Origin of the sequence: Serratia sp. PL17 (assembly GCF_017832355.1) — a bacterium.
In the GTDB taxonomy this organism is placed as follows: Bacteria; Pseudomonadota; Gammaproteobacteria; order Enterobacterales; family Enterobacteriaceae; genus Serratia.
This window is the reverse complement of the sequence record NZ_JAFIBY010000007.1, coordinates 1-26,096: the sequence shown is the minus strand read 5'-3', so window position 1 is coordinate 26,096 and position 26,096 is coordinate 1. Positions and strand designations below refer to the sequence as shown.

Here is a 26,096-nt window from a genome sequence, read left to right as displayed (position 1 = left end):
ATGGTTACGGTATCGTTTGCGTCGCAGATTTGGCACAATATACCCATCATTCTTGAAGCTACAGCTGTGTTGGCTGCGTGCACTCACCCCGGTCACTTACTTGAGTAAGCTCCCGGGGACTCCTGCCCTTGCCGCCTTGCTGTAACTCCAATTATCTTGGGTATATCACGCCTGTGTGTTGAAGCGTTTTTAAAAATTTTTTTGGAGTAAGTGAGATGCAAAAAATAGCTGAGCTGTATCGCGGAAAGGCAAAAACCGTCTACACCACCGAAAACCCCGACCTGCTGGTGTTGGAATTCCGCAACGATACGTCAGCACTGGATGGTCAGCGTATTGAGCAGTTCGATCGCAAAGGCATGGTGAACAACAAGTTCAACCATTTCATCATGAGCAAACTGGAAGAAGCTGGCATCCCGACGCAGATGGAACGCCTGCTGTCAGACAATGAAGTGCTGGTGAAAAAGTTGGACATGGTGCCGGTAGAGTGTGTGATCCGTAACCGTGCCGCCGGTTCTTTGGTGAAGCGTCTGGGCATTGAAGAAGGCCTGGTGTTGAATCCGCCCCTGTTCGACCTGTTTCTGAAAAACGATGCGATGCACGATCCAATGGTCAATGAATCCTATTGTGAAACCTTCGGTTGGGTGAACAAAGAGCACCTGGCACGCATGCGTGAGCTGAGCTACAAGGCAAACGACGTGCTGAGCAAGCTGTTTGACGATGCGGGTCTGATCCTGGTCGACTTCAAACTGGAGTTCGGTCTGTTCAACGGTGAAGTCGTGCTGGGCGATGAGTTCTCGCCAGACGGCAGCCGCCTGTGGGACAAGAACACCCTGGACAAGATGGACAAAGACCGCTTCCGTCAGAGCCTGGGTGGTTTGATCGAAGCCTACGAAGAAGTGGCTCGCCGCATTGGCGTCAAACTCGACTAAGGGTTTTCGCTGCAAACGGGGTCATCTGGCCCCGTCATTCCCTTCATTTTCTCGTCGTCTGCGCCGTTTTGCCTGCATTTCCAGAAAAATTCTACATTTCCCCTGCCGCTGAGCATTTATAATGATCAACGTAACATGACAAAAACCTAATCTGGAGTTTACTTATGCGTTGGCAAGGGCGTCGGGAAAGTGACAATGTTGAGGATCGTCGCGGGCAGTCTTCAGGTCTGGGTGGCGGTGGTGGCGGTTTCCGTGTGCCTCGCGGCAAAGGCGGTATCGTCATTTTAGTGGTGGTGCTGGTGGCCGGTTATTACGGTGTCGATCTTTCGCCGTTGCTCAATGGCGGTGACGTGGGCCCGCAAACTCAACAACAGAGTGCCAGCATCAGTCCAAAAGACGATGAGCTGGCCAAGTTTACCTCGGTGGTGCTGGCCTCTACCGAAGATAACTGGAAAGACGTTTTCCAACGTATGGGGAAAACCTACCAGCCGCCTAAACTGGTCATGTATCGCGGCGTAACGCGCACCAGTTGTGGTACGGGCCAGGCGGCAATGGGGCCGTTTTATTGCCCGGGTGACAAAACCGTGTATATCGATTTGTCGTTCTATCAGGATATGAAAACTAAACTGGGTGCCGGCGGTGACTTTGCGCAGGCCTATGTGGTGGCGCATGAAGTCGGCCACCATGTACAAAACCTGCTGGGCATTGAAGCAAAAGTACGTCAGATGCAACAGGGCGCCAGCCAGGCGGAAGTGAATCGCCTGTCGGTGAAGATGGAACTGCAGGCGGACTGTTTTGCCGGTGTCTGGGGCAAATATGCCGAGAAGCAACAGATGTTGGAAGAGGGTGATTTGCAGTCGGCGTTGAACGCCGCACAGGCGATTGGCGATGATCGTTTGCAGCAGCAGGGGCAAGGACGTGTTGTACCGGACAGTTTCACCCACGGTACCTCACAGCAGCGTTATACCTGGTTTAAGCAGGGTTTTGACAGCGGCGATCCTAACACCTGCAACACCTTCGCATCACGTTAACATGCTATGCCGGAGCCTGACTCCGGCATTTTTTTAAGTCTGAGTATCAGGCTATGTCCCACCTGTGGACGTGGCACCGTCGTAAATAAGGGACACCGCCTTGTTACAGGCAATGCAGCAACGTATGCAGCAGCAGGGCATCAGGCGCCTGCTGGTGCTCAGTGGCGAACCGCAATGGTGCCGCCAGCAGGCGCAACACCTGGCAGCGACGCTACCGGGTGACTGGCCGTGGGTGGGGGAAAACCCGCCCGCGGGCGTGCAGGCGTTGGCGAGTAGCGCGGTGAAAACGCTGTTGGGCCAAGAGAGGTTGCACGCGACCTTTGACGCAACAGCCGGTTTGGATGTTGAAGCGCTGGCAGCATTAGCCGGTACGTTACGTGCCGGCAGCTGGTTACTGTTATTGACGCCATCCTGGCGACAGTGGCATCAGCAGCCGGATCATGACAGCCTGCGCTGGAGCGATTGCCCACAACCGATCACGACCCCAAACTTTATTCATCATCTGCAACAGCACTTGGTGTCAGACACTGAGGTAACGGTCTGGCGACAGGAAGAGGCGCTGGCACTGGCCCCCTTGCCGTCACGCCCGGACTGGCATGCCCCGAATGGTCGCCCTACCACGGAACAACAAAGGTTGCTGACGCAATTGTTGGGCGCCGAATCAGGCATTTGGGTACTGACGGCGGCACGTGGGCGCGGTAAATCAACGGTGGCGGGCATGCTGGTGGCGAATACGCCACTCACCTGTTGGATTACCGGGCCGAGCCGTGCTGCCACCGAAGTCGCCGGTGAATGGGCGCAGGGCCGTGCTCAATTTTGGGCGCCGGACGCGCTGCTGGCCCATTGCCGTGAACATGATGTCAGCGACGTAGGTTGGTTGCTGGTGGATGAAGCGGCGGCGATCCCCGGACCGTTATTGCAACGCCTGGTGAGCCATTTCTCCCGCGTTTTGCTGACCACCACGGTTCAGGGTTATGAAGGCACCGGCCGTGGTTTTTTACTGAAGTTTTGTGCTGGGCTTCCTGCGTTTCAGCCATTGGGGTTGGAACAGCCGATGCGTTGGGCTCGCGGTGATGCGTTGGAGCGCGTAATAGATAACGCGTTACTGTTCACCGAGCAATCCCCCTGGCAGGCCTCAGGGGAGGCGGTCAGTATCAGCAGTGCCGAACAACGCGGGTTGTGTGCCGAGCCCCAACGGCTGGCACGTTTTTATGCCTTATTGAGCAGTGCCCACTATCGCACCTCGCCGCTCGATTTACGGCGGCTGATGGATGCCCCCGGCATGCATTTCGGCATGGCGCAGGTGGAGGACAACGTCGTCGGTGCACTGTGGCTGGTAGAGGAAGGCGGATTGAGCGCCGAGCTGGCTCATGACGTCTGGGCGGGGCGACGGCGGCCACGCGGCAATCTGGTGGCACAATCGCTGGCGGCGCATGGCGGGCAGTGGTGGGCACCGACGTTGCGTTCACGGCGTATTACCCGCATTGCGGTGTTACCTGCATTACGCCAGCAGGGCATTGCTCGCCGCATGATAGCGGAGCAACGCCAGCAAGCGCAGGGGCTGGATTACCTTTCGGTCAGTTTTGGTTACACCGAGCCGCTGTGGCGATTTTGGCAATCCTGTGGTTTTGAGCTGGTACGCATCGGTAGCAAAACGGAGGCCAGCAGCGGTTGCTACACCGCCATGGCGATCCTGCCGTTAACCGAACAGGGTGAAGCGCTGCAACATGCGGCCCATAAGCATCTTGCACGTGATTGGCGCTGGTTGCAGCCACGTATCAATCTGCAACTGGAGATCACCGGTGATGATGGTGATACACAACTGGGTGAGGACGACTGGCGCGAGCTGGCCGGGTTTGCTTTCGCCCACCGGCCACTCGAGGCCAGTCTGGGCGCGCTACAGCGTTTATTGTTAGCCAGCACCTTACCGCTGCCCGCTTTGCGTCTGCATTTGCAGCAACAAGCAACGCCAATAGCCTGCGTGGTACAGCTGGGTTGCAGCGGACAGAAAGCCTTGTTGCGTCGTTGGCGGCAAGAGGCGGGTTTGGCCCTCGAACAGCTCGATGCACAGCACTGCCTGCGTTGGCACGACTGGTCTCAATCGTTGGAATAAATTGAAGATGTTGCTCAATAAAACCCGATTTTCCTGATTCCTCAGCGGCGTATAGTAGCTGGCAGAAACCCGGACATTGGGTACTGGGCAGAATCTGATGAATGAAGGAGTCACCGATGAAACATGAGCATTTCGTTGTCCAAAGCCCGGCAACCCCGGCTGCGCAGCTGATCCTGCTGTTTCACGGTGTCGGCGACACCCCGGTCGCGATGGGTGAGATTGGCAGTTACTTCGCCAAGGATTTTCCGCAGGCGTTGGTGGTGAGCATCGGCGGCCCTTTCCCCTTCGGGAACGGCAGTGGTCGCCAGTGGTTTTCGGTACAGGGTGTGACGGAAGATAACCGCGCCGAGCGCATCGCAGACGTCATGCCGCAGTTTGTCGAAACCGTACGTTACTGGCAGAAACACAGTGGCGTAAATGATGCGGGCACCGCGCTGATAGGTTTTTCTCAAGGATCAATCATGGCGCTGGAAGCCTTGAAGGTAGAACCAAAACTTGCCGGCCGCGTGGTGGCTTTCAGTGGGCGTTTTGCCAGCTTGCCGGAGCAGGCATTGGGTGAGAGCGTGGTACATTTGATCCACGGTGAACAAGATGCGGTAATTGCAGTGCAGCACGCCAGGGCGGCGGCAGAACGGCTGCAGGCCAAGGGCGTCGACGTCACGTTGGATGTCGTGGATGACGTTGGGCATGCCATTAATCAGGCGATGATGAATAGCGCCCTCGAACGACTGCACTATTACGTGCCACAACGTTACTGGGAAGAGGCTTTGTTTGGTAAGCGGGGCGATTTAATCGCCTTCAAGTAAACGTCAGGGCGCATTACGCGCCCTGATATCATTTTTTCTTCGGCCAATCGTCTTCATCATCCCACTCGGCGTTGTTATCGCGGTGAGGGGGGAGTTCCGGTTTATCGGCCAGATAGCGTTTGACGTCAACGCGACGTAGCTCTTTGATCCCACTGATGATCATCCCGACGAGAATCAGTAAGATTACCCACCAATAGTCAGCTAACCATTCCATATTTACTCCTTTCCTTCAGTGCGTATAAAACGCGAAAATATCGATGGCAGATGCTCTTCAAGCCATGCTGCACCGGCAACGTCCTTATCTTTCCAGGCTGCCAGCAACAGTGCTGGCGTCAGCAAATGTTCAGCCTCGCGCGCCAGTGGGCGGTAGCTCAAATGCCAAGGCTCCACCGCCACGCCGTCACCCTCTTCGGTGAACGGACGGTAAAAGCCAAATTCGGCCATATGATCCGTCATCCACTGGTTGAGTGGATAAAAGTAGCCGCCTTGTTCGTATTCCCAGGGTTCCAGTTGCAACTTCTGCCCAGCGGGCAACAGAGAGGGATCGTAAACGTCCAGATCGCTGCCCCAGTGATGGCGGCTGGCGCCCGGTAAAGCCGACCAGCGTAAGATCGCCTCGCAACGTTCTGCCGCGGACAGCGGCGTGATGTTGATAGGCCGACTGTCCTTATCTAATACTGGCCGCTCGCCGCAGAATTTGCCATTCCAGATCGCCTGTTGCCGTTCAAAATCACGAAATGTGCTGGCGGGCTGTAGAGTAAACCCGGCTTCGAGCGCCGCCTGTTGCATGGCAAGGAACGCCGCGACCGCTGCGGGTTGCAGGCGGTGGTGACCGCTAAGCGGCGCCAGGTGGTCAGTCGAGCGCCCAGTCAGCATTTCTGGCGTGATCATGCGACTAATTGCTCCATGATGCGTTGATACATGCGACTCAGTAATTGTAGGTCAGCCGCGTGTACACATTCGTTAACTTTATGGATAGTCGCATTGACTGGCCCCAACTCAACCACCTGCGCGCCCATTTGGGCGATAAAGCGGCCGTCGGAGGTTCCGCCAGTGGTCAGCAATTGCGGTGTCAGTTCGGAATAGTGTTCGACGGCATTCACCACCGCGTCTACCAACGCCCCGCGCGCGGTCAGGAAAGGGTGACCCGACAGACGCCATTCGATGCTGTAGTTCAGCTGATGGCGTTCGAGCAACTCTTCTACGCGTTGTTTGATCGTGGCGTCAGTCGATTCGGTGCTGAAACGGAAGTTGAACTGGACGAACATCTCGCCTGGGATCACGTTGTTGCTGCCCGTGCCGGCCTGCACGTTGGCGATCTGCATACTGGTTGGCGGGAAGAATTCATTGCCGTGGTCCCACTCAATGGCCACCAGTTCATTAAGCGCCGGCATGGCACGATGTACTGGGTTATCCGCCAGGTGCGGGTAGGCGACGTGGCCCTGAATGCCGTGAATGTGCAGGTTAGCGGTGATTGAGCCGCGGCGGCCGTTTTTCACCACGTCGCCGACGCGTTCGGTGCTGGACGGCTCGCCAACCAGGCAGTAATCAAGGCGCTCGTTGCGTGCCATCAGGGCTTCTACCACTTTCACCGTGCCGTGCGTAGCGCTGGCCTCTTCATCAGAGGTGATCAGGAATGCCAGACGCCCCTGATGGTGCGGGTTAGCCGCGACAAAGCGTTCGGCTGCAACTACCATGGCCGCCAGTGAACCTTTCATGTCCGCCGCGCCGCGGCCATACAGCATACCGTCGCGGATGGTCGGTTCAAATGGCGGGTTGTCCCAGCGTTTTTCGTCGCCGGTCGGCACCACGTCAGTGTGGCCGGCAAACGCCAGGGTTTGCCCCTCGCCGCGCCAGGCCCAGAAATTCAGGGTGTCGCCGAAAGGCATGGGCTCAACGGTAAAACCGATGGCTTCGAGACGTTCAATCATTAGCGCCTGGCAGCCTTCGTCATGTGGGCTGAGAGAAGGGCGTTTGATCAGCTGTTGGGCCAGTTCGATCACCGGGCAAATCATGCTGCCACCTCGGAAATAAATTGCTGATAACCCTCGGCGTTGAAGCCGAGCAGAGCATGACCTTTGCCGTCGACCAGCAACGGACGCTTGATGATGGCCGGTTGGGACAGCATCAGCGCGATGGCTGCATCGGGATTGTCGCAGGCGTTACGCTGCGCTTCGTCCAGTTTGCGCCAGGTGGTGCCGCGGGTATTCAGCAGCGGCTCCCAGCCCAAAATATCGACAAAACCACGCAACTGCTGTTCGTCCAGCCCGTCTGCGCGGTAGTCGTGAAATTGATAAGCCACACCCTGTTCTTCCAGCCAGCGGCGCGCTTTTTTGATGGTGTCACAATTTTTGATGCCGTACATGGTTAACGTCATGGAGTAAGAACCTTCTCTGCAACCCAACACCGGCGCGTGTGGCCGGTGGTAAACCGCCGGTGGCGGTGAAATGAAAGCCAGCGACCAGAATGCCGAAAAATGGCGGGGAGTTCCACCGTCCAATGGTCTGAAAGGCGAGGAAAAGCTGAAAAAACACCGGCCGAATTTACCGCGGCGGATTATTTGCTAATCTCAATGTGGTACCCAGTCTGCCTGCACAAGAAGAAAAGCATGGATAAATATCGTATCGACATCACCGAAAGCGCGATTGATGAAATACACGCGCTGATCGCTGAGGGTTTGAATCAGTACAACGATGAGATCACGGGTAGCAACGACCGACGCCCGCTGGCCGTGGTGGTGAGAGATTCCGTGAGCGGAGCGGTGTTGGGTGGGATCACCGGACGTTCATCACTGGGCATGCTGTTTTTAGATCTGTTTTATCTGCCAAAATCGCTGAGAGGTTCGGGGCTGGGCAGCGAACTGCTGCGTCGTTTTGAACGGGAAGGGCGGAGCAGGGGATGTGTTTCTGCGGTGTTATACACCCTCAGTTTCCAGGCACCGAAATTTTATGAGCTGAATGGCTGGACGCGCTTTGGTGAAGTGCCCTGCCTGCCGGCGGGCACCCATCGTATCTTTATGATGAAGGCGCTGTAGTTTTTCTGGTCAAGGCTATGGTCTGAGCTGCCGCAATTGATAACCCAGACTTTTTTTCACCATCGGCCATTCGTGGTCGATGAGGGAGAAAACCCCGTTGCATTCACTTTTTGTCCTGGTCCTTGGACCAATGCTTCATCTCTTCGTTGATAAAGTAAGTGACGAGATCGCGATACAGTTTTTCTATCACTTCCGGGCTCAAACCTTGTTCTTCGGCCCAGACGCGTCTTTGCAACAGCATGGCGTCAAAGCGCTCTTTGGCGCGCACCGCATCGGGACTGGTCTTGAATTTTGCCGCTGCCTTTACGTAGTCGAAACGTTTGGCGATCAGCGTGATGATGTTTTCATCCATCATATCTATTTCTGCGCGAATATCGTTCATATCCGCACACTCTTGCGGAAGCAGACGGTTCTCAATGTTCATTGAGGTGTTCCCTTAAGGTTTGTTCAACGCAGGTAGCCATTCTGTTGCAGGCGTTCCAATGACGCGCTGTCGGCATAAACCATGCCGGTGGTCAGCTCACGAAAGTGGTATTTTTTGTAGAAATCCAGCTTGTCGGGCACCGAGTAGATAAACACCTTTCCGAGCGGTGCCAAATCCTGCATCACCCGATCCATCAATAGCCGCCCCCATCCCCGTCCCTGAACGTCAGGATGGAGAGCCACATCGGCCAGATAGGCAACGGAGGTCATATCACTTATCGCATGTGCGGTGGCGACCAACCTGCCATCGTAGTAGCCCCAATAGCAAAATTGGCTGTGCTGATAAATCCGTTGCAGGACTTGCGGGTCTCGTTGGCCCAATCCCGCAGCGTGCAAGAGTTCAGCTAACTGCTGCCAGTCGACGCCATAACGGTTTGGGTCGGTGACTATCTCCATATCGACCTCGCTTAGCCAATGCGATCCAGATCGGCGGCATATTGGCGGATTGCCCGTTGGTAACTGCTGATATCGCTGTATGAAGACGTTTCCGCCAGCAACAGCAACAGGTCTGCTACAGCCTGTTTGGTTTCACCCAGGTTGTACAGCGTCATGGCGCGGAACAGGGTCAATTCTTTCGCCTGCGGGAATTCGGCGAGTCCGTCGTCGAAAGTCGTCAGCGATTGCTGATACAGCCCAAGCGCGCGATAGGTGCTGCCCAGGCCAAGCCAGGCTTCTTGCCGTTGCTTTGGCGGCAACCTGTGCGCCAGCGCCGAGAGATAACAAGGAATGGCCTGCTGCTCAAGCCCTTGTACGTCATACAGACATGCCAGTTGGTAGTGCAGGGTGGCTTCTTCCGGCTTTTGCAAAAGTTGTTGTTTCGCAAGTTCGGTGGCTTCTTGGTAACGGCCCAATTCTTTCAATTGTTCGATGGTCAGCGTAGGGGACATGACATGGCCTCAGAGACGTGGGGGTTTTTTGATACCTTTGGCACGCTACTACGGAAGAATTCATCACACAAGGAATATAGGCGTTGGCATAAAATCGGCCCCGTTATCCGGGGCCGTTTATGGAGAAAGACGATCAGAACTCGTGTTTGAGCGTCAGCATGACGTTGCGCGGATCGCCATAGTTGCGGGTGCTGTAGAAATTAGCCTGCGAGTAATATTTCTGATCGAAAACGTTGTTCAGGTTAAGTTGCACCGAGGTTTGTGGCGTCAGTTTGTAACGTGCCATCGCATCGACCAGAACATAAGATCCTTGCTCGGCTTTACGCTGGACCATTTCGCCGTTTTTGGCCCCGTCAACGTTGGCATAAATGCGACTCTGCCAGCGTGCGCCCCCGCCCAGAGTCAGGTCGCGTAAGGCGCCAGTCAGTTGGTAGGTGGTGAACAGGTTGATGTGGGTGCGCGGCTGCTCGGTGTTGAGATTAACGTTATCTTTGTCTTTCAGCGTGAAGTGCGTAATGCCTAGCTGTGCATTCCAGCCTTGCGCCAGTTCACCGTTCAGTTCGAACTCGAACCCTTTGCTGGTCGCCCCTTGGCTCTCATGATAGGTCTGCTGTAACCAATCCAGATTACTCGTGTCTTCATCCTGCACGCCCAGGTTGTCCTGCGTGATGCGGAAGGCAGACAGCGACAGATTGAGTCGGTCATTGAGCAGCGCGGCTTTGATGCCCACTTCCTTATTTACCCCTTCAATCGGGGCCAGGTAATGGCCGCTGCTGTCGAGATAGGTCTGATCCTTAAATATATTGGTGTAGCTGACATAGGCAGATACCTGATCGGTCAGCTTATACACCGTGCCAGCGAATGGCGTCACTTTGTTTGCCGTGGTGGTGGTGGTGTTTTTGAAGCTGTTGAAGCGGGCACCGAGTACCAGATCCAAGCGTTCCGTAACGGAGAAGTCAGCACTGCTATAAATCCCGATTTGGCGCGTCCGGTAATCCATTTGCGGCATTTTGTCCGACCACTCGGGTTCACCCAGACCGCCGTTCCAATCACGCAGGCTGCCGCTAAATAGCCGGGAGGTGCTGGCGCTGCGATAGGTGCTGTAGCTGTGTTGCCAGGCTGAGGAACTGCCTACCACAAAGGTGTGGTTACGGCCCAACAGGGTGAAGTCACCGTTCAGCTTCATGTCTATCGCATGCTGATCGCGGTAGCCTTCATAGCGCCCGGCATACGGGCTTGAGGGTTTTACCGCCCAGGTATCGGGAGCGATCAGCCCGCCGAGACTCATTGCCATTTTGGCATCGAAGGCCTGGCGACTGTGGGTGTAGTTCGCTACGCCTTTCCAGTTGTTGTCGAACTGGTGTTCCAACGTGGCGAACTGAGTACTCAGCGTGGTATCCCAACTTGACCAGTCAGATGCCCCACTGTAGTGACGATCCCAGTTGATTTCGCTACCGTCGCTGAACCAGCCGGTTGGCAAGGCACCGCCCCAGGTTGAGGCTTTAGGCCGGTTTTGCTGATAATCCGCACCCAGTCGCAGCAATGTTTCGCTGGTCAGATCGGCTTCCAGCGTGCCGTAAATCACCCCCTTGCGTTCCTGATGCCGTTCCATATAAGAATGGCTGCGGTCGGCAGCAGCCGCGACGCGTACCCTGACGGTACCTTCATCATTGAGCGGTGTACCGGCATCTATCGTCGTGCGGTAGTGATCCCAAGAGCCGGCAGAAAGCTCGGCGCGGGCAAAAGGAGAAAGGCTGGAGGCTTTCTTTCTGACCAAATTGATGGCTGCACCCGGATTACCGACACCGTTTAACAAACCGGCGGCACCTCTGACGATTTCCACGTGATCCAGCGTGATCGAATCAATTTCAGATTCACCGCCGGAATAACCGGAATCAAAGAAGGTGGGAACACCGTCATATTGATAGTTATCGACGCTAAAACCGCGGTAGTTGAACGAGGAGCGTTCGCTATCGTAATTGCTTTCACTGACGCCCGTTGACCAGCGCAGAATATCCTTTAGCGAATACGCATTGATATCATCAATCTGTTGACGAGTGATGACCGAAACCGACTGTGGCGTATCCTTGATGCTTAGCGGCAGGCCGGTTGCGGTGCTCATTTGGTGGGTGGTATAGGAACCGGTATTTTCGGTACTGCCGTCATCGCTAAACGGCGAAGCCACCACCTCCAGGGTTTCTTCTTTCTGCGGCCGGGGAGTCTGCTCGTTGCCTGCGGCCTGTGCAATCATGACCGGTAGGCACAGCAATGCACCGCCGGAAAGGCGAATCATAAAACTAGCCATTTCCTGCCTCACAGTCCGCCGAGGTTAATCTTGAGCAGGTAATCCTGCTTTTTCTCCATCTCTTCCTTGGACTGCTTGATGCTGGCGAACAACTGCTGGCCGTCGGAAGAGAGCGCCAGGCTGTTAGGCAATGCGCGGGTCGTGATGCTGTTTTTCACCCGGTAGCTATTGCTGTCGACGATGCTGATGCGTTTGGCTTCGCGGTGGGTGATGTAAAGCTCGCTGCGTATCGGGTTAAATAACACCGCCAGCGCGTTGATCACGTCAATCTGGTGCAGGATTTTGCCGCTGTCGATATCAACAACCAGCACGTTTGGCAGGTCTGGATCGGTGATGAAGGCGCGCCCCGTTTTAGTATCGAGGCCGATGTTGAGGAAGAAGTGTTTTTTACTCGGTTCAACCACGACGCGTTTAAGGATCTTATGGCTGGTGGTATCCAGCGTAATCAGTTCGCCGCTGCCGTTGACGCAATAGAGATGGCCGCGTTCAGTATCCAGCGCAATGCCGGTTGGGTATTCACCCATGTTGCTCAGCGTCGCAATTTTTTCCCGCTTGGCGGTATCGATGATCCACAGCACGCCTTTCTGTGACGTGCCGGAGACATACAATCGCTGATTTTTCTTATCCAGCACCATTTCACGCGTTGGGACGAATTGGTCTTCTTTCATGCCTTCACTGAGCTGGATGGTCGCGAGTTCTTTACCGCTCTGGGTATCGATAACCGTGACCGAGCCGTCGACGGTGTTACCGATGTACAACAGGTGGCGTTGCTCATCGAGGGCGGTGGCGAAGGCGCGACGTTGGGTGGCGATATTGGCGTCGGTTGCCAGCGTGGACGGGTTGACTTTAAAGACAATACCGCCGTTTTTTTCTTTGGCGAAGGAGGGCGTAGAGGCGGCAAACAGGGTGTTGCTGGTGCCATCAAAAGCCAGTTCATACAGGCCATGCCCGATAGGCTGGGTTTGGAATTGGCTCTCGGGAAGGTCAGCGGCCAGCGTTGAACAAGACAGCAGCAGCATGGCGGAAGCCAGTGCGCTGAGGGAGAAACCTTTACCTGAAGCGGATAGGTGCATCTTCATATACATTCCTTTACATTAACTTAAGATGCGCGAATGCTAATGATATTGATAATTAATATCAATATCATTTATTGAGTGATGTAAGAGTGAGTTTGTTACTCATTGAAAAAATGGGATTTATTTCTGGCTGTCACATTATTGTTCGACACTTTTTTGTAATGCGATAATTTTTGTTGAGATGTGATGTGAGGGGGTTTTCTACTTTGTATGCCAGTAACCTGTGAAAGACTGTAAATAAAAGTACAGCCAACAATGGCTAATGGGGTGATGCTTTTTGGATTGGCAAGGCTAAGCGCCAGGGTATTAAACCCAAGCCGGCGTGCCCAGATACTGTCGGTTTAGATCTTTTATGCCGTGGGATTGACGGATTGATACCGGAAGGGAATAGCCAAGATTCGCCAGCGATCGGATAAGTACGAAAATGTGCACTACCCCCGGTTTTCGCGGGCGGCATCGTTCCCGAACCTCTTCACTTGCTCAAAAAACAGGCGTAGAATCCGCTTCGTCTATTAATTGAGGTTGTAAATTATTATGGTTGATCGTGAGTTGGGAAACTGGAAAGACTTCATCGATGAGATGTTAGGTAACTGACACTGCGGTGAGGTTGATAACAAGGTTGGTTTATTTGTCAGACATTGAAGCACCTTGGGAACGGAATACACGTTCGAGATAAAGCAGCATCGGTTTCCCGACGCTGCTTTTTTATGCCTGTTATTCCCCTTGGTCTTGCGTTTTGGCGGCTATCGCGTGCTTGCCGGGGAAGCGGCGGCGCACCAACACAAAGAACAAGGGCACGAAGAAGATCGCCAGCAGGGTCGCGGAAATCATGCCGCCCATGACCCCGGTACCTACCGCATGTTGGCTGCCAGAGCCTGCGCCGCTGCTGATGGTCATTGGCAGTACGCCGAAGATAAAGGCCAGCGAAGTCATCAAAATCGGCCTCAGACGCATGCGTGAGGCCTCCAGCGTGGCCGACATCAAATCCTGGCCTTTATGGTTCAACTCATTGGCGAATTCGACGATCAAAATGGCGTTTTTCGCCGAGAGCCCAATAATGGTGAGCATCCCCACCTGGAAGTAAACGTCATTCTCCAGCCCGCGCAGCCAGGTGGCCGCGACGGCACCAATCACCCCGAGCGGTACCACCAGCATCACCGAGAATGGGATTGACCAACTCTCATACAGCGCTGCCAGGCAGAGGAATACCACCAGCAGGGAAATCGCGTACAGTGCGGGTGCTTGTGAACCGGACAGACGTTCCTGATAGGACATAGCGGTCCACTCCAGACCGAAGCCGGTCGGCAACTGGCTGACAAGCTTTTCCATTTCGGCCATTGCAGTACCGCTGCTGACACCTTCTGCCGCCTCGCCAACAATCTCCAGTGCAGAGCTGCCGTTATAGCGTTCCAGGCGCGGAGAACCATATTCCCAATGGGACGTGGCGAAGGCCGAGAACGGCACCATGCCACCTGATTTGTTGCGAACGAACCATTTATCAATATCGCCAGGCAGCATACGGAACGGGGCAGCGGCCTGCACATAGACTTTTTTCACCCGCCCACGGTCGACGAAGTCGTTCACATAGGTTGAGCCCCAGGCCGTTGACAGGGTGTTATTGATGTCATCGATGGAAACGCCCAGTGTCTGTGCCTTGCGTTGGTCAATATCGATTTGCAGCTGTGGGCTGTCGTCCAGGCCATTGTGGCGGACTCGGGACAGCAGCGGGTTGGCGCTGGCCAGTTGCAACAGCTGGTCACGTGCCGCCATCAGTTTGGTGTGGCCCAGCCCGGCGTGATCTTCGAGTTCCATGTCGAAACCGGAGGAGTTACCCAGACCGGTGATTGCCGGTGGGCTGCTGGCGATCACTCGCGCCTCATTAATCTTGTTAAAGGCTTTGGTGGCGCGATTGATGATGTCGAAAGAGCTATTGGCCCCCGAGGTGCGCAGATCCCAGTCTTTCAAACGAATAAACATACGTGCCACGTTCTGCCCATTACCGCCTGGCCCCGCACCAATGGTGGAGAAGACCGACAGCACGTCCTCTTTTTCTTGGGTCAGGAAGTATTGTTCAACTTTTTCCACCACCTTGGTGGTTTGCTGCAATGTGGAGCCTGGCGGTAACTGTACTTGCACGGTAAACACGCCGCGGTCCTCTTGCGGGAGGAACGAAGTTGGCAGCTTGATAAACAGAAACGCCATGCCGCCGAGCAGCAGCAGGTAAATTGCCATATAGCGCACGCTGAAGTGCAACACGCGCGCCACGCCACGCTCGTAGCGTGCGGCATTGCGGTTGAACATCCGGTTGAACCAACCGAAAAACCCGCGTTTGCCATGATGGTGGCCTTTGGCGATAGGTTTGAGCAGTGTGGCGCACAGGGCAGGGGTCAGAATCATCGCCACCAGCACAGATAACACCATGGCGGAAACGATGGTGATCGAGAACTGGCGATAAATTGCGCCCGTCGTGCCGCCGAAGAATGCCATCGGGATAAACACCGCCGACAGTACCATCGCGATGCCGACCAAGGCGCTCTGAATTTGCCCCATGGATTTTCGTGTGGCTTCACGGGGGGGCAGGCCCTCTTCGCTCATCACGCGTTCGACGTTTTCCACCACCACGATGGCATCATCCACCAACAGCCCGATCGCCAGCACCATGGCGAACATGGTCAGGGTATTGATACTGAATCCACAGGCGGAAAGAATGGCGAAGGTGCCCATGAGCACCACGGGGACCGCGATAGTCGGGATCAGCGTGGCCCGGAAATTTTGCAGGAACAGGTACATGACCAGGAACACCAGCAAAATGGCTTCCAGCAGCGTTTTCACCACATCCTTGATCGAGGCTTTCACGAACGGGGTGGTTTCATAGGCGACTTTGGCCTCCAGCCCGTGCGGGAAATACTGCGACAGCTCGGCGATTTTGTCTTTCACTAACTGGTCGGTTTGCAGTTCGTTGGCGCCGGAGGCCAGCTTGATGTTCATACCGGCAGCCTGCAGACCGTTATAGCGGCTGAGGAAGTTGTAGTTTTCGCCACCGAGTTCGATGGTGGACACATCACCGAGTGTGACCACCGAACCGTCCTGATTGACCCTCAGGGTGATTTTGCGGAACTGTTCCGGTGTCTGTAACTGGGACTGTGCGTTAATGGTGGCGTTAAGCGCCTGTTTATCGACGGACGGTGTGCCCCCTAACTGACCGACCGCCACCTGCGCATTCTGGGACTGAATCGCCGTGACGACGTCCTGGGTGGTGAGCTGATAGCTGTTGAGCTTGTTCGGATCGAGCCAGATACGCATGGCGTATTGCGAACCGTAAACGTCCATGCTGCCCACGCCGTTGATGCGGCTTAGCGGGTCCTGCAGGTTGGAGACGATGTAATCGGCAATGTCCTGTTTGTCCATGCTGCCGTCGGTAGAAACGAAGGCCACCATCATCAACGTGGTGTCGCCGGATTTTGATACCGTCACGCCTTGGGTTTGTACGGCTTGCGGCAGGCGCTTGATGGCCGCCTGCAGCTGGTTTTGCACCTGTTGCATCGCTTCGTTGGGATCGGTGCCGGCTTCAAAGGTCAGTGTCACGGTGGCCTGCCCGGTATTGGTACTCTGCGACGACATATACATCATGTTGTCCAGGCCGGTCATATTTTGTTCAATGATCTGGGTGACGGTGTTTTCCAGCGTTTGCGCAGAGGCACCAGGGTAAGTGGCGCTAATGCGAACGTTCGGCGGCGCGAGGTTCGGATACTGTTCCACAGGTAATGAAAAAATCGCCAAAACGCCCGTCAGGCAAAGAATAATTGCCAGAACCCAGGCGAAAATCGGGCGATCAATAAAAAAATTAGCCATGCAGCGCGAACCTCGTTATGACTTGTTCTATCTTTAAGACGCATCGGCGTTGCGTTTCTCAGCGGCTGGGAAGGATTCCGGCGCTTATGCACTTTACTCGGGAAGGGGGAGTAAAGCGTGGAGAAAAAAAGGAGATAATGTAAATAACGGTAGTAGAAACCTGCAAGGACAGCGCTATTGTTGTTAAAACGGTCATTAAGACAATTTTATGACTATCAAGGGCCTGGCCGAACAGGGTGCCCGAAAAATAATCAGGACTCATATTTAAGCAGGAGCTTGGCATGGAAATTAACCCGGTATTTGCCCGTCGTCTTTATCTGTGCTGGTTGATCAGCCACAGCGAACGGCCAAACGTCCCACGTCTGATGGAATTGACGGGGTGGCCGCGCCGTACCCTGCAAGACGTGTTGAAAGCCTTGCCAGGCTTGGGGGTCGAATTGCAATTTGTTCAGCAGGGTGTACGTAACAATGACGGTTTTTACCAGTTGGAAAACTGGGGGCCGATCAACAAGGGCTGGGTTCACCAGCATCATCAGGCGCTGCTCGCCGCCATCGAATAAAGGTTCCCCGGCGTGCCGGGGACGTCTTATTGACTCTTGTGCTCCAGATACATCACTGTCGCCGCCACGCGTGAACGCACATCCAGTTTGCGCAGCATGTTGCGGATATGCACCTTCACCGTCTCTTCAGAAATGTGCAATTGTGCAGCCACCTGCTTATTGGACATCCCGCGTGCGACTTCTTGTAATACGTCCAGCTCGCGTTCTGTCAGTTCGGCAAAGGGATCGTGCTGTTCGCTGCGGGACAACAGATAATCGGCCACCGCGTCGCTAATCACATTTTGGCCTTCCGCTGCGGCGCGAATGTGTTCCAGCAACTGTTCTGGTTCACTGTCTTTCAGCAGATAGCCGTCGGCACCGGCGTCGATCAGCGCATAAACATCGTTGCGTGAGTCGGAAACCGTCAGCACGATGATGCGTGCATCTACACTCTCATTGCGCAGTGCTTTCAGCGTGTCCAGGCCGGACAACCCTTTCATGTTCAGATCCAGCAGGATCACATCCGGTGTTTGTTGCAACGCAAACGTAATGGCTTCGTTGCCGTTGCTGGCTTCGGCGACTACCGTAAACAGCGGATCCAGCCCCAGCAGCTGTTTGATGCCCCGGCGCATCAGTGGGTGGTCGTCGACGATCATCACTCGGTAATTCTTCATCACCATGAAATATGCTCCCTGTAGCGAGTAAAGCCACTCAAACGTGCCGTGCAGCACGCTTCACAGTGGGACAGCCTCTTATAAAGTAGTGGTAATTAGCGCCACAAACATCCTTAAATGACCGTTAGACTTCGCTAAACCGTAACGAAGGGTGAACAGTCCTGATTTTATGGCGGGAATGTCAGCTGGACTTCCGTGCCCTCTGGCTCACCTCGCTGGATGCGCAGCGTTCCTCCCAGTCGCGCAGCGCGCTCGCTCATGATGGTCAGTCCATAGTGACCTTCTGGTTCACTCAGGCTGGCGATACCGCAACCGTCGTCTGCAATGCTAATCCTGTTGTCACCCTCGGCCGTCACGCCACAGCGAATCACGATCTCCCGTGCATCGGCATGTTTGATCGCGTTGAGTACCGCTTCGCGTACAATTTGCAACGCATGCACTTGCTGTTGGGCATTCAGCGCCTGGGAAGAAAGCCGACAGTGTAACTGAATCCGCGCGTCGGTAAGAACCTTTAATGGCGCCAGTAACTGGTCCAGTGCGGTATTTAAATCGGCTTCCTGAATGTTCAGGCGGAAGGTGGTCAGCAGCTCGCGCAATTGGCGATAGGCGTCAGCCAGCGCCTGATCGAAGTCATTGATAATCTCATGGGCATCCGGGGCGGTACCCGCCAACGTTCGTTTGAGCAGCGTGAGTTGAATACGCAAAAACGACAGGGCTTGCGCGAGAGAATCGTGCAACTCGCGGGCGATAGTGGCACGTTCTTCCATCAACAAAAACTGCATGTGCTGTTTCTGCGCGCGGTTAAAATACACTCCGCGGCTCAGCATGTTGGCGACACTCTGCATCAAATGCGGGTGAGGGGGATGATCCTGATGTTGCCAACTCAGTTCGCCCAACGGCTTGTCGCCCTGGGTGATGATCAGCGTTTGCCAGTCCAGCGTCGTTGAGGGTGAGCCGCTATGCAGTTGCCATTCACTGAGGCTGTCCGCCACTTTTAGCTTGATGCAGTGCAGCTGTTCACTTTGACGCACGATGTGCAGGATTTGCTCAAAGGCCTGCTGATCTATTTGCCGTACGCTCAGCGCTTGCGAACAGTTGTACAGCACCTCCAGCGTTTTGTTCGCTTGCTGCAGGCGCTGGGTTTTCTCCTGCACTTTATGCTCGAGCGATCGATACAGCTTGGCCAGATCGCCAGACATGGCGGTAAAGGATTGCGAGAGTACCCCGAGTTCATTGGGCAGTTCAGTGTCCAGCGGCGGGTAATTAAAATCCCGTTGTTGTACGCGCTGGCTGGCTTCCACCAGGTGCTTAAGCGGTGTGACGACCTGGCGTCGCATAAAGCGGATACAAAACAGCACCAAACCAATGATAGCGATATACCCCACCACGCTGATAGCGGCCACGATGGTCAGTTTCAGTTCGGAATAACGCTGTAGCGCCAGCACAAAATGGTCAATCTGATTCACATAGCCGGCGATGTTGGCCTGATAGTCTGCCGCTTGGTCAGCCTGGATCTGCTGCGCAAGCGGTTGCCAGGCGTGTTGCAGAGACTGGTATTTTTCACGTACATCCGCAGGCACGTAAAAACGATCCAACTTTTGCAATACCGGGGCTTGCAGAGACTCTTGGTATTGCCGCAGATGCTGATTCTGTTCCGGGGCCTGTTGGGTAAGGTCGTACGCCAGTCGGTAGCTTTGCATACGCAGTGAGCCGGCAATGTTGACCGCTTCGGCATCACGCAGGCTGTCAGCGACGGTAGTCAACGCCAAGCCAGTGGAGAGCACGGACAAAATGACAATGCAAAACAGCGCCTTGGCCAGGCTGCTGGTCACTGAACGTTTAACAAGCAATCATGCATCCTTTTCTCGCGTGCGATGGACATTGTGGAGTTTCATTCGAAAGCAAAATTATAACTTTTGCAACTAAAATGCGCGTGTCTCGCATTAAGTTGCCTGTCATGTCACCCATCAATAGACGTTATATAATCAAGTAAATAGCGACTAGTTGGGAATAGCGTGGCTAAAAGCGCAGAGCACCCGGTAATAGATTGATCTGGCGCAAACTCCCCCCGCATTTACCCCTTTAGGGTGATTATATACCCCCCGCGCTCCTTTTATCTTACCCCCGTCTTTCTCAAGGTTTATGTCTGTCATTTTTCACGTCATGGCGGCAACTGAACGTTCCTTGGCAACGGCAACAATAACAATACAAAAAACAGGTTCTATACCCTGCAGCTTGAAAGATGACGGGGATATTTACACGCGGTGGCGTGTTTGCAATGTCGAGGAAAAACAGCATGACCGTATTGTCACGACGCAAACTGCTTGGTGGACAATGGCGTCAGCCAACCGCTGCGATTCGCCCCCCGTGGTCGCGGCAAGAATCCCTTTTTATTGCGGGTTGCACCCGTTGTCAGGCCTGTGTTCAACACTGTGAAACGGGCGTCCTTATCGTCGGTAGCGGCGGCTTTCCTGAAGTGAATTTCCAGCGTGCAGAATGTACGTTTTGCGGGCTTTGCGCGCAGGCGTGCACGGAGCCGTTATTTCGCCCATTAACGGAAACGCCCTGGCAGCAACATGCGGTGTTCGCTAGCGCTTGCCTGGCGCAACAGGGCGTGGAATGCCGCAGTTGCCAGGATAGCTGTGAACCCCAAGCCATAGCGTTCCGACCTCGTCTGGGCGAGATGGCGCGACCGATATTGGATGTGGCGGCCTGCAACGGTTGCGGGGCTTGTGTTGCCGGCTGCCCGGCCGGCGCTGTCACCTTAACCCGGAGCGAAAATAATGATGAATAACGAATGGCACGTCAGCGGGCTGGTGGTGCAGGCTCGACCGGAAAAAATGCCACGTCTGACGTCGGCCTTACTGGCAATAACGGACACGGAAATCCCGGCGCAGGATCAGGAGCACGGCAAATTGGTGGTCATCATGCAGGCCGCCTGTTCACATGCGCTGCTGGAAAAAATTGAGTCGGTACGCAATCTGGACGGCGTGCTGGCGGTATCGCTGGTTTATCACCAGCAGGACACTCAAGGTGAGGTAACGCCATGAAACTCAGTCGTCGAGACTTCATGAAAGCCAATGCTGCAGTCGCGGCTGCGGCAGCTGCCGGGTTGACTATTCCCACGGTAGCACAGGCGGTAGCAAGCAGTGCTGACGCCATTAAATGGGACAAGGCGCCCTGTCGTTTTTGCGGTACCGGCTGCGGTGTGCTGGTCGGGACCCAAAATGGTCGCATTGTTGCCTCACAAGGGGATCCCGACGCAGCGGTCAACCGTGGGCTGAGCTGTATCAAAGGCTATTTTCTGCCAAAAATCATGTACGGCAAAGACCGTTTAACTCAGCCGCTGCTGCGCATGAAAGACGGTCAATATCATAAAGAAGGCGAGTTCACCCCTGTCAGTTGGCAGCAGGCTTTCGACGTCATGGCCGATAAGTTCAAGCAGGCATTGAAAGAGAAAGGGCCTGAGGCGGTCGGCATGTTTGGCTCCGGCCAGTGGACAGTATGGGAAGGCTATGCCGCAGCCAAATTGTTCAAAGCCGGGCTGCGTTCCAATAACCTGGATCCGAACGCACGTCACTGTATGGCGTCAGCGGTGGTCGGCTTTATGCGCACCTTCGGCATGGACGAACCTATGGGCTGCTACGACGATATCGAGCAGGCTGACGCCTTCGTGTTGTGGGGCTCCAACATGGCGGAGATGCACCCGATCCTGTGGTCACGCATCACCGATCGCCGTCTGAGCAACGAACACGTCAACGTGTCGGTGTTGTCTACCTTTGAGCATCGCAGCTTTGAACTGGCGGATAACGGCATGGTGTTCACGCCGCAGACCGATTTGGCGATCATGAATTACATCGCCAATTACATTATTCAAAACAACGCAGTGGATCAGGACTTCCTGAATCGGCACGTCAATTTCCGCCGTGGGGCGACGGATATCGGCTACGGCCTGCGTCCGACGGACCCACTGGAAAAGGCGGCGAAAAACCCGGGCAGCGATGCTTCAGAACCGATGAGCTTCGAAGAGTATAAAACGTTCGTGGCGGACTACACGCTGGAAAAAACAGCGAAAATGAGCGGCGTACCGGAAGACCAACTGGAAGCGTTGGCGAAGCTGTATGCCGATCCCAACATCAAGGTCGTGTCTTACTGGACCATGGGCTTCAATCAGCATACCCGTGGCGTATGGGCTAATAACCTGTGCTACAACCTGCACCTGCTAACCGGCAAGATTTCCAAACCGGGCTGTGGCCCGTTCTCACTGACCGGCCAACCCTCTGCCTGCGGCACCGCGCGTGAAGTGGGCACGTTTGCTCACCGCTTACCGGCCGACATGGTGGTCACTAACGAAAAGCACCGTCAGACAGCTGAACAGAAATGGCAACTGCCGGCGGGCACCATTCCGGCAAAAGTCGGTTTGCATGCGGTGGCACAGGACCGTGCACTGAAAGACGGCAAGCTGAATGCTTACTGGGTGATGTGTAATAACAACATGCAGGCCGGCCCCAACATCAATCAAGATAGGATGCCGGGCTGGCGTGATGCCCGTAACTTTGTGGTGGTATCCGATCCTTATCCAACCGTCAGCGCATTGGCTGCCGATTTGATCCTGCCGACAGCCATGTGGGTAGAGAAAGAGGGGGCTTACGGCAATGCGGAGCGCCGCACCCAGTTCTGGCGCCAGCAGGTGAAAGCGCCGGGTGAGGCCAAGTCCGATCTGTGGCAGTTGGTGGAGTTCTCCAAGCGTTTTACGGTGGAGGACGTGTGGCCGGCCGACCTGCTGGCACAGAAACCGGAGTATCGCGGTAAAACGCTGTATGACGTGCTGTTCGCTAACGGCGAGGTCAATAAATACCCGTTAACGGAAATTCCGGCAGACCAGTTAAACGATGAAGCGCGTGACGTCGGTTTTTACCTGCAAAAAGGCTTGTTTGAAGAGTATGCCGGTTTTGGCCGTGGTCACGGCCATGATCTGGCGCCGTTCGACAGTTACCATCAGGCGCGCGGCCTGCGTTGGCCCGTGGTGGAGGGCAAAGAGACGCTGTGGCGCTACCGCGAAGGCACCGATCCTTACGTGAAAGCCGGAGACGCGGTGCGTTTCTACGGTAAACCGGACGGCAAGGCCGTGATCTTTGCGCTGCCATTTGAACCGGCGGCAGAGAGCCCGGATAGCGAATACGATCTGTGGTTATCCACGGGGCGTGTGTTGGAGCATTGGCATACCGGCTCAATGACGAGACGGGTCCCCGAACTGCACCGTGCTTTCCCGCAGGCGGTACTGTTCATTCATCCCCTGGATGCAAAAAGCCGCAATTTGCGTCGGGGAGACAAGGTCAAGGTGAAGTCACGCCGTGGCGAACTGATCAGCACGGTCGAAACCCGTGGCCGTAACCGTCCACCGAAGGGGCTGGTCTATATGCCGTTTTTTGACGCTGCGCAGTTGGTGAACAACCTGACGCTGGATGCCACCGATCCGCTCTCGAAAGAAGTCGATTTCAAGAAATGCGCGGTGAAGTTGGAGAAGGCGTGATGACGACCCTATTTTATTACCCAGGAGCCAAATAAAAATGAAAAGCCCTGTTGTGAAAAAGACGCTTGCCCTGTGGGTGACCCTATTGTCGCTGGCGTTCGCCGGCCTGGCGTTTGCCGCCGGTGATGTCGATCTCAGTCAGTCACCGGAAGTGTCCGCCACCGTGGGTGGGCCAATTTCAATGCCGAAACAGCAGGAACGGATGGCACTGAACTATGTCAATCAGCCGCCGATGATCCCGCATAGCGTGGAGGGGTATCAGATCAGCAAGAATACCAATCGTTGCCTGCAGTGTCACGGAGTAGAGCATTACCGCACTACCGGTGCCCCGCGTATCAGCCCGACGCACTTTATGGATCGAGACGGCAAAGTATTGAGTGACGTCGCGCCGCGTCGCTATTTCTGCTTGCAGTGTCACGTACCGCAAACCGACGCGGCGCCTATTGTCGGCAATGATTTCCAACCCATGCCGGGCTTTGGGCATTAAGCGGGGAAGATATGAGCGAACGCAAACATACGACGACTGAAAAAAAGCCCGGGCTGTTACTGCGGCTATGGCGCTGGTGGCGCAGACCAAGCCGCCTGGCGCTGGGTACGCTGCTGCTGTTGGGTTTTGGCGCCGGGATTATCTTCTGGGGTGGTTTTAATACCGGCATGGAAGCGGCGAATACCGAGCAGTTTTGCATCGGCTGTCATGAAATGCGGGAAAACGTCTATGAGGAGTACATGGGGACGGTGCATTACAACAACCGCAGCGGTGTGCGTGCGACCTGCCCGGATTGTCACGTGCCGCATGAGTGGGCGCCCAAAATGCTGCGCAAGCTGAAAGCCAGCAAGGAGTTGTATGCCAAGGCATTCGGCTTGATCGACACGCCACAGAAATTTGACCAGCATCGGTTGGCGATGGCGAGTAACGAATGGGCGCGAATGAAGGCCAACGATTCGCAAGAATGCCGTAACTGCCATAATTTTGAATTTATGGACTTCACCGCGCAAAAAACGGTAGCGGCAAAGATGCACGACAAAGCGATCACCGAGGGGAAAACCTGTATCGATTGTCACAAAGGCATCGCCCACAAGCTGCCGGATATGCGCGACGTCCCTAACGGGTTCTAACGCAGGTAGCCGTAAAAACCCCGTCGCTCTGCATGAGCCGCGGGGTTTTTTGTTGCAAATCCGTTGTCACTTCGGGGCTTAATCGCGGTATCATTTTTGCGTTTCAGCTAACGGAAAAGAAGAAGGGTTCATGTCCGCGAAAATTGAGAATGTGAAGAAAGAGCTGTTATCAGATAACTGGTATGTGCTGCACAAATATACTTTTGATTTGAAGCGTAAGGATGGCGGTTCCGTTCAGCAGATGCGTGAAGTCTACGATCGTGGCAATGGCGCAACCATTTTGTTGTACAACCGTGCCAAGGGTACCGTAGTGCTGACGAATCAGTTCCGTATGCCGACCTACGTGAACGGTAACGAGAGCGGCATGCTGCTGGAAGCCTGTGCAGGCTTGCTGGATGCTGACTCGCCGGAGCAATGTGCGCGCCGTGAAGCCGTGGAGGAAACCGGTTTTCAGGTTGGCGACGTGAAGAAGATTTTCGAAGCCTATATGTCCCCGGGCGGCGTGACGGAGATCGTGCATTTCTTTATTGCTGAATACCATGACAACGAACGCAACACGTCCGGTGGCGGTATCGAAGACGAAGATATTGAAGTGGTGGAGTTGCCGTTCACCGACGCGGTGGCGATGATTGCCGATGGGCGGATTAAAGACGGCAAGACCATTATGTTGTTGCAGTACCTGCAAATTCACCGAATCATGGATTAAAAAAATCAGCATCGCCGTCATGTTTGTCAGCGCGCGTTTTTTATAGCGCTAGTGAAGCTTTCGGTCGATAAAGGTCAGAGGCTTTGTTCCTGCGTTCAGCGTCTTCAAGGGCGATGAACCCCGAGCTCGTATCAGCTCCATCACTGTTGTTCAAAATACAACGCCAAGAAAAAGCCCGGCAATGTGCCGGGCTTAGGGTAACGCGATAGGGCAGGGCTTATTTCAGCAGTGCCTGCGCCTTGGCCACCACGTTTTCCACGGTGAAGCCGAACGCTTTGAACAGCTGCTCTGCCGGCGCCGACTCACCAAAGGTGGTCATGCCCACGATTGCGCCGTTCAGGCCCACGTACTTGTACCAGTAGTCCGCAATACCCGCTTCTACCGCCACGCGGGCAGTCACTGCCGCCGGCAGCACGGATTCACGGTACGCCGCGTCCTGCTTGTCGAACGCGTCGGTGGACGGCATGGATACCACGCGCACCTTACGGCCCGCTGCGGTCAGCTGGTCTGCCGCGTCCACGGTGATGCCCACTTCCGAACCGGTGGCAATCAGGATGACGTCCGGGGTACCGGCGCAGTCCTTCAGCACATAGCCGCCGCGGTATACGTTGGCCAGTTGCTCCGCGGTACGTGGCTGCTGGGTCAGGTTCTGACGGGAGAAAATCAGCGTGGTCGGGCCGTCCTGACGTTCGATACCGTACTGCCACGCCACCGCCGATTCCACCTGGTCACACGGACGCCAGGTGCTCATGTTCGGGGTCACGCGCAGGCTGGCCATTTGCTCAACCGGCTGGTGCGTCGGGCCATCTTCGCCCAGACCGATGGAGTCATGGGTGTAGACGAAGACGTTGCGGATTTTCATCAGTGCCGCCATACGCACCGCATTACGGGCGTATTCCACGAACATCAGGAAGGTTGCCGAGTACGGCAGGAAGCCGCCGTGCAGCGCGATACCGTTGGTGATGGCGGTCATGCCGAACTCGCGCACGCCGTAGTGGATGTAGTTACCCGC

General features: G+C 55.1%; 26 protein-coding genes. 13 read left to right on the top strand and 13 right to left on the bottom strand.

The window, feature by feature from the left end:
- The first annotated feature begins 215 nt into the window (after positions 1-215).
- The 4 genes from purC to ypfH all read left to right on the top strand — a co-directional run bounded on the left by purC (position 216) and on the right by ypfH (position 4,879).
- A complete protein-coding gene (purC, locus tag JOE25_RS19920; RefSeq protein WP_004951825.1) occupies positions 216-929 on the top strand; it encodes a phosphoribosylaminoimidazolesuccinocarboxamide synthase in 714 nt (237 codons plus the stop codon).
- Positions 930-1,093: 164 nt separating this feature from the next.
- Entirely contained in the window at positions 1,094-1,960 is an 867-nt protein-coding gene (locus tag JOE25_RS19915; RefSeq protein WP_209638181.1) for a neutral zinc metallopeptidase, read from the top strand.
- Positions 1,961-2,084: 124 nt separating this feature from the next.
- Positions 2,085-4,073, top strand: coding sequence for a GNAT family N-acetyltransferase (locus tag JOE25_RS19910; protein WP_209638576.1), 1,989 nt, complete (start codon positions 2,085-2,087; stop codon positions 4,071-4,073).
- Between the two features lie 116 nt (positions 4,074-4,189).
- A complete protein-coding gene (ypfH, locus tag JOE25_RS19905) occupies positions 4,190-4,879 on the top strand; it encodes an esterase (protein ID WP_209638180.1) in 690 nt (229 codons plus the stop codon).
- Positions 4,880-4,907: 28 nt separating this feature from the next.
- Here ypfH and JOE25_RS19900 read toward each other — a convergent pair whose 3' ends face one another.
- Genes JOE25_RS19900 through JOE25_RS19885 form a run of 4 tightly spaced genes read right to left on the bottom strand, consistent with a single transcriptional unit; the run spans position 4,908 to position 7,256 of the window.
- Positions 4,908-5,093: a YpfN family protein gene (locus tag JOE25_RS19900; protein ID WP_209638178.1), complete on the bottom strand. Its 186-nt coding sequence runs from the start codon at positions 5,091-5,093 to the stop codon at positions 4,908-4,910.
- A gap of 2 nt (positions 5,094-5,095) precedes the next feature.
- Positions 5,096-5,770, bottom strand: a complete 675-nt coding sequence (locus JOE25_RS19895; protein ID WP_209638176.1) for a M15 family metallopeptidase — start codon at positions 5,768-5,770, stop codon at positions 5,096-5,098.
- On the bottom strand, positions 5,767-6,894 hold the full coding sequence (gene dapE, locus JOE25_RS19890) for a succinyl-diaminopimelate desuccinylase (RefSeq protein ID WP_209638173.1): 1,128 nt from the start codon (positions 6,892-6,894) through the stop codon (positions 5,767-5,769). The genes JOE25_RS19895 and dapE overlap by 4 nt, the downstream gene beginning before the upstream one ends.
- Complete coding sequence (locus JOE25_RS19885) at positions 6,891-7,256, bottom strand: ArsC family reductase (RefSeq protein WP_209638171.1); 366 nt, start codon at positions 7,254-7,256, stop codon at positions 6,891-6,893. The genes dapE and JOE25_RS19885 overlap by 4 nt, the downstream gene beginning before the upstream one ends.
- A gap of 231 nt (positions 7,257-7,487) precedes the next feature.
- On the opposite strand from JOE25_RS19885, the gene JOE25_RS19880 reads away from it, so the two are divergent.
- Positions 7,488-7,913 (top strand): GNAT family N-acetyltransferase, encoded by a 426-nt coding sequence (locus tag JOE25_RS19880; RefSeq protein ID WP_209638169.1) that lies wholly within the window; start codon positions 7,488-7,490, stop codon positions 7,911-7,913.
- Between the two features lie 103 nt (positions 7,914-8,016).
- On the opposite strand, the gene JOE25_RS19875 is transcribed toward JOE25_RS19880, so the two are convergent.
- The 5 genes from JOE25_RS19875 to JOE25_RS19855 form a co-directional block, all read right to left on the bottom strand.
- Positions 8,017-8,337: an isochorismate lyase gene (locus JOE25_RS19875; RefSeq protein ID WP_209638167.1), complete on the bottom strand. Its 321-nt coding sequence runs from the start codon at positions 8,335-8,337 to the stop codon at positions 8,017-8,019.
- A gap of 23 nt (positions 8,338-8,360) precedes the next feature.
- Positions 8,361-8,792, bottom strand: coding sequence for a GNAT family N-acetyltransferase (locus JOE25_RS19870; RefSeq protein WP_209638165.1), 432 nt, complete (start codon positions 8,790-8,792; stop codon positions 8,361-8,363).
- Positions 8,793-8,803: 11 nt separating this feature from the next.
- On the bottom strand, positions 8,804-9,283 hold the full coding sequence (locus JOE25_RS19865; RefSeq protein WP_209638163.1) for a tetratricopeptide repeat protein: 480 nt from the start codon (positions 9,281-9,283) through the stop codon (positions 8,804-8,806).
- A 133-nt stretch (positions 9,284-9,416) separates the two neighbouring features.
- A complete protein-coding gene (locus JOE25_RS19860) occupies positions 9,417-11,588 on the bottom strand; it encodes a TonB-dependent siderophore receptor (protein WP_209638160.1) in 2,172 nt (723 codons plus the stop codon).
- A gap of 8 nt (positions 11,589-11,596) precedes the next feature.
- Positions 11,597-12,667: a YncE family protein gene (locus JOE25_RS19855; RefSeq protein WP_209638158.1), complete on the bottom strand. Its 1,071-nt coding sequence runs from the start codon at positions 12,665-12,667 to the stop codon at positions 11,597-11,599.
- A gap of 531 nt (positions 12,668-13,198) precedes the next feature.
- Here JOE25_RS19855 and ypfM point away from each other — a divergent pair.
- Positions 13,199-13,258, top strand: coding sequence for a protein YpfM (ypfM, locus tag JOE25_RS26695; protein ID WP_100396732.1), 60 nt, complete (start codon positions 13,199-13,201; stop codon positions 13,256-13,258).
- Positions 13,259-13,378: 120 nt separating this feature from the next.
- Here the strand turns inward: ypfM and acrD are convergent, their stop codons facing one another.
- Positions 13,379-16,516 (bottom strand): multidrug efflux RND transporter permease AcrD, encoded by a 3,138-nt coding sequence (acrD, locus tag JOE25_RS19845; protein ID WP_209638156.1) that lies wholly within the window; start codon positions 16,514-16,516, stop codon positions 13,379-13,381.
- Positions 16,517-16,797: 281 nt separating this feature from the next.
- On the opposite strand from acrD, the gene JOE25_RS19840 reads away from it, so the two are divergent.
- Positions 16,798-17,076 (top strand): helix-turn-helix domain-containing protein, encoded by a 279-nt coding sequence (locus tag JOE25_RS19840; protein WP_017893610.1) that lies wholly within the window; start codon positions 16,798-16,800, stop codon positions 17,074-17,076.
- Positions 17,077-17,102: 26 nt separating this feature from the next.
- Here the strand turns inward: JOE25_RS19840 and narL are convergent, their stop codons facing one another.
- Positions 17,103-17,735 carry a two-component system response regulator NarL gene (gene narL / locus JOE25_RS19835; RefSeq protein WP_209638155.1) on the bottom strand — a complete coding sequence of 211 codons (633 nt, stop codon included), beginning with the start codon at positions 17,733-17,735 and terminating at the stop codon, positions 17,103-17,105.
- Between the two features lie 161 nt (positions 17,736-17,896).
- Positions 17,897-19,579, bottom strand: a complete 1,683-nt coding sequence (narQ, locus tag JOE25_RS19830; protein ID WP_209638153.1) for a nitrate/nitrite two-component system sensor histidine kinase NarQ — start codon at positions 19,577-19,579, stop codon at positions 17,897-17,899.
- Positions 19,580-20,025: 446 nt separating this feature from the next.
- On the opposite strand from narQ, the gene napF reads away from it, so the two are divergent.
- The 6 genes from napF (at position 20,026) to nudK (ending at position 25,084) form a co-directional block, all read left to right on the top strand.
- On the top strand, positions 20,026-20,523 hold the full coding sequence (napF, locus tag JOE25_RS19825) for a ferredoxin-type protein NapF (RefSeq protein ID WP_209638152.1): 498 nt from the start codon (positions 20,026-20,028) through the stop codon (positions 20,521-20,523).
- Positions 20,513-20,779: a chaperone NapD gene (gene napD / locus JOE25_RS19820; protein ID WP_209638149.1), complete on the top strand. Its 267-nt coding sequence runs from the start codon at positions 20,513-20,515 to the stop codon at positions 20,777-20,779. Before napF ends, napD begins: the two co-directional genes overlap by 11 nt.
- Positions 20,776-23,262, top strand: coding sequence for a nitrate reductase catalytic subunit NapA (gene napA / locus JOE25_RS19815; protein WP_209638146.1), 2,487 nt, complete (start codon positions 20,776-20,778; stop codon positions 23,260-23,262). Before napD ends, napA begins: the two co-directional genes overlap by 4 nt.
- A gap of 37 nt (positions 23,263-23,299) precedes the next feature.
- The gene (gene napB, locus JOE25_RS19810) at positions 23,300-23,749 is read left to right on the top strand and encodes a nitrate reductase cytochrome c-type subunit (RefSeq protein WP_209638144.1); all 450 of its coding nucleotides are present in this window, start codon (positions 23,300-23,302) and stop codon (positions 23,747-23,749) included.
- Between the two features lie 11 nt (positions 23,750-23,760).
- On the top strand, positions 23,761-24,378 hold the full coding sequence (napC, locus tag JOE25_RS19805) for a cytochrome c-type protein NapC (protein WP_209638142.1): 618 nt from the start codon (positions 23,761-23,763) through the stop codon (positions 24,376-24,378).
- 130 nt (positions 24,379-24,508) lie between these two features.
- Positions 24,509-25,084, top strand: coding sequence for a GDP-mannose pyrophosphatase NudK (gene nudK / locus JOE25_RS19800; RefSeq protein WP_209638141.1), 576 nt, complete (start codon positions 24,509-24,511; stop codon positions 25,082-25,084).
- A gap of 217 nt (positions 25,085-25,301) precedes the next feature.
- Here the strand turns inward: nudK and JOE25_RS19795 are convergent.
- Positions 25,302-26,096, bottom strand: a 795-nt coding sequence (locus JOE25_RS19795; protein WP_280921292.1) for a transketolase C-terminal domain-containing protein, incomplete at its 5' end; no start/stop codon positions are given.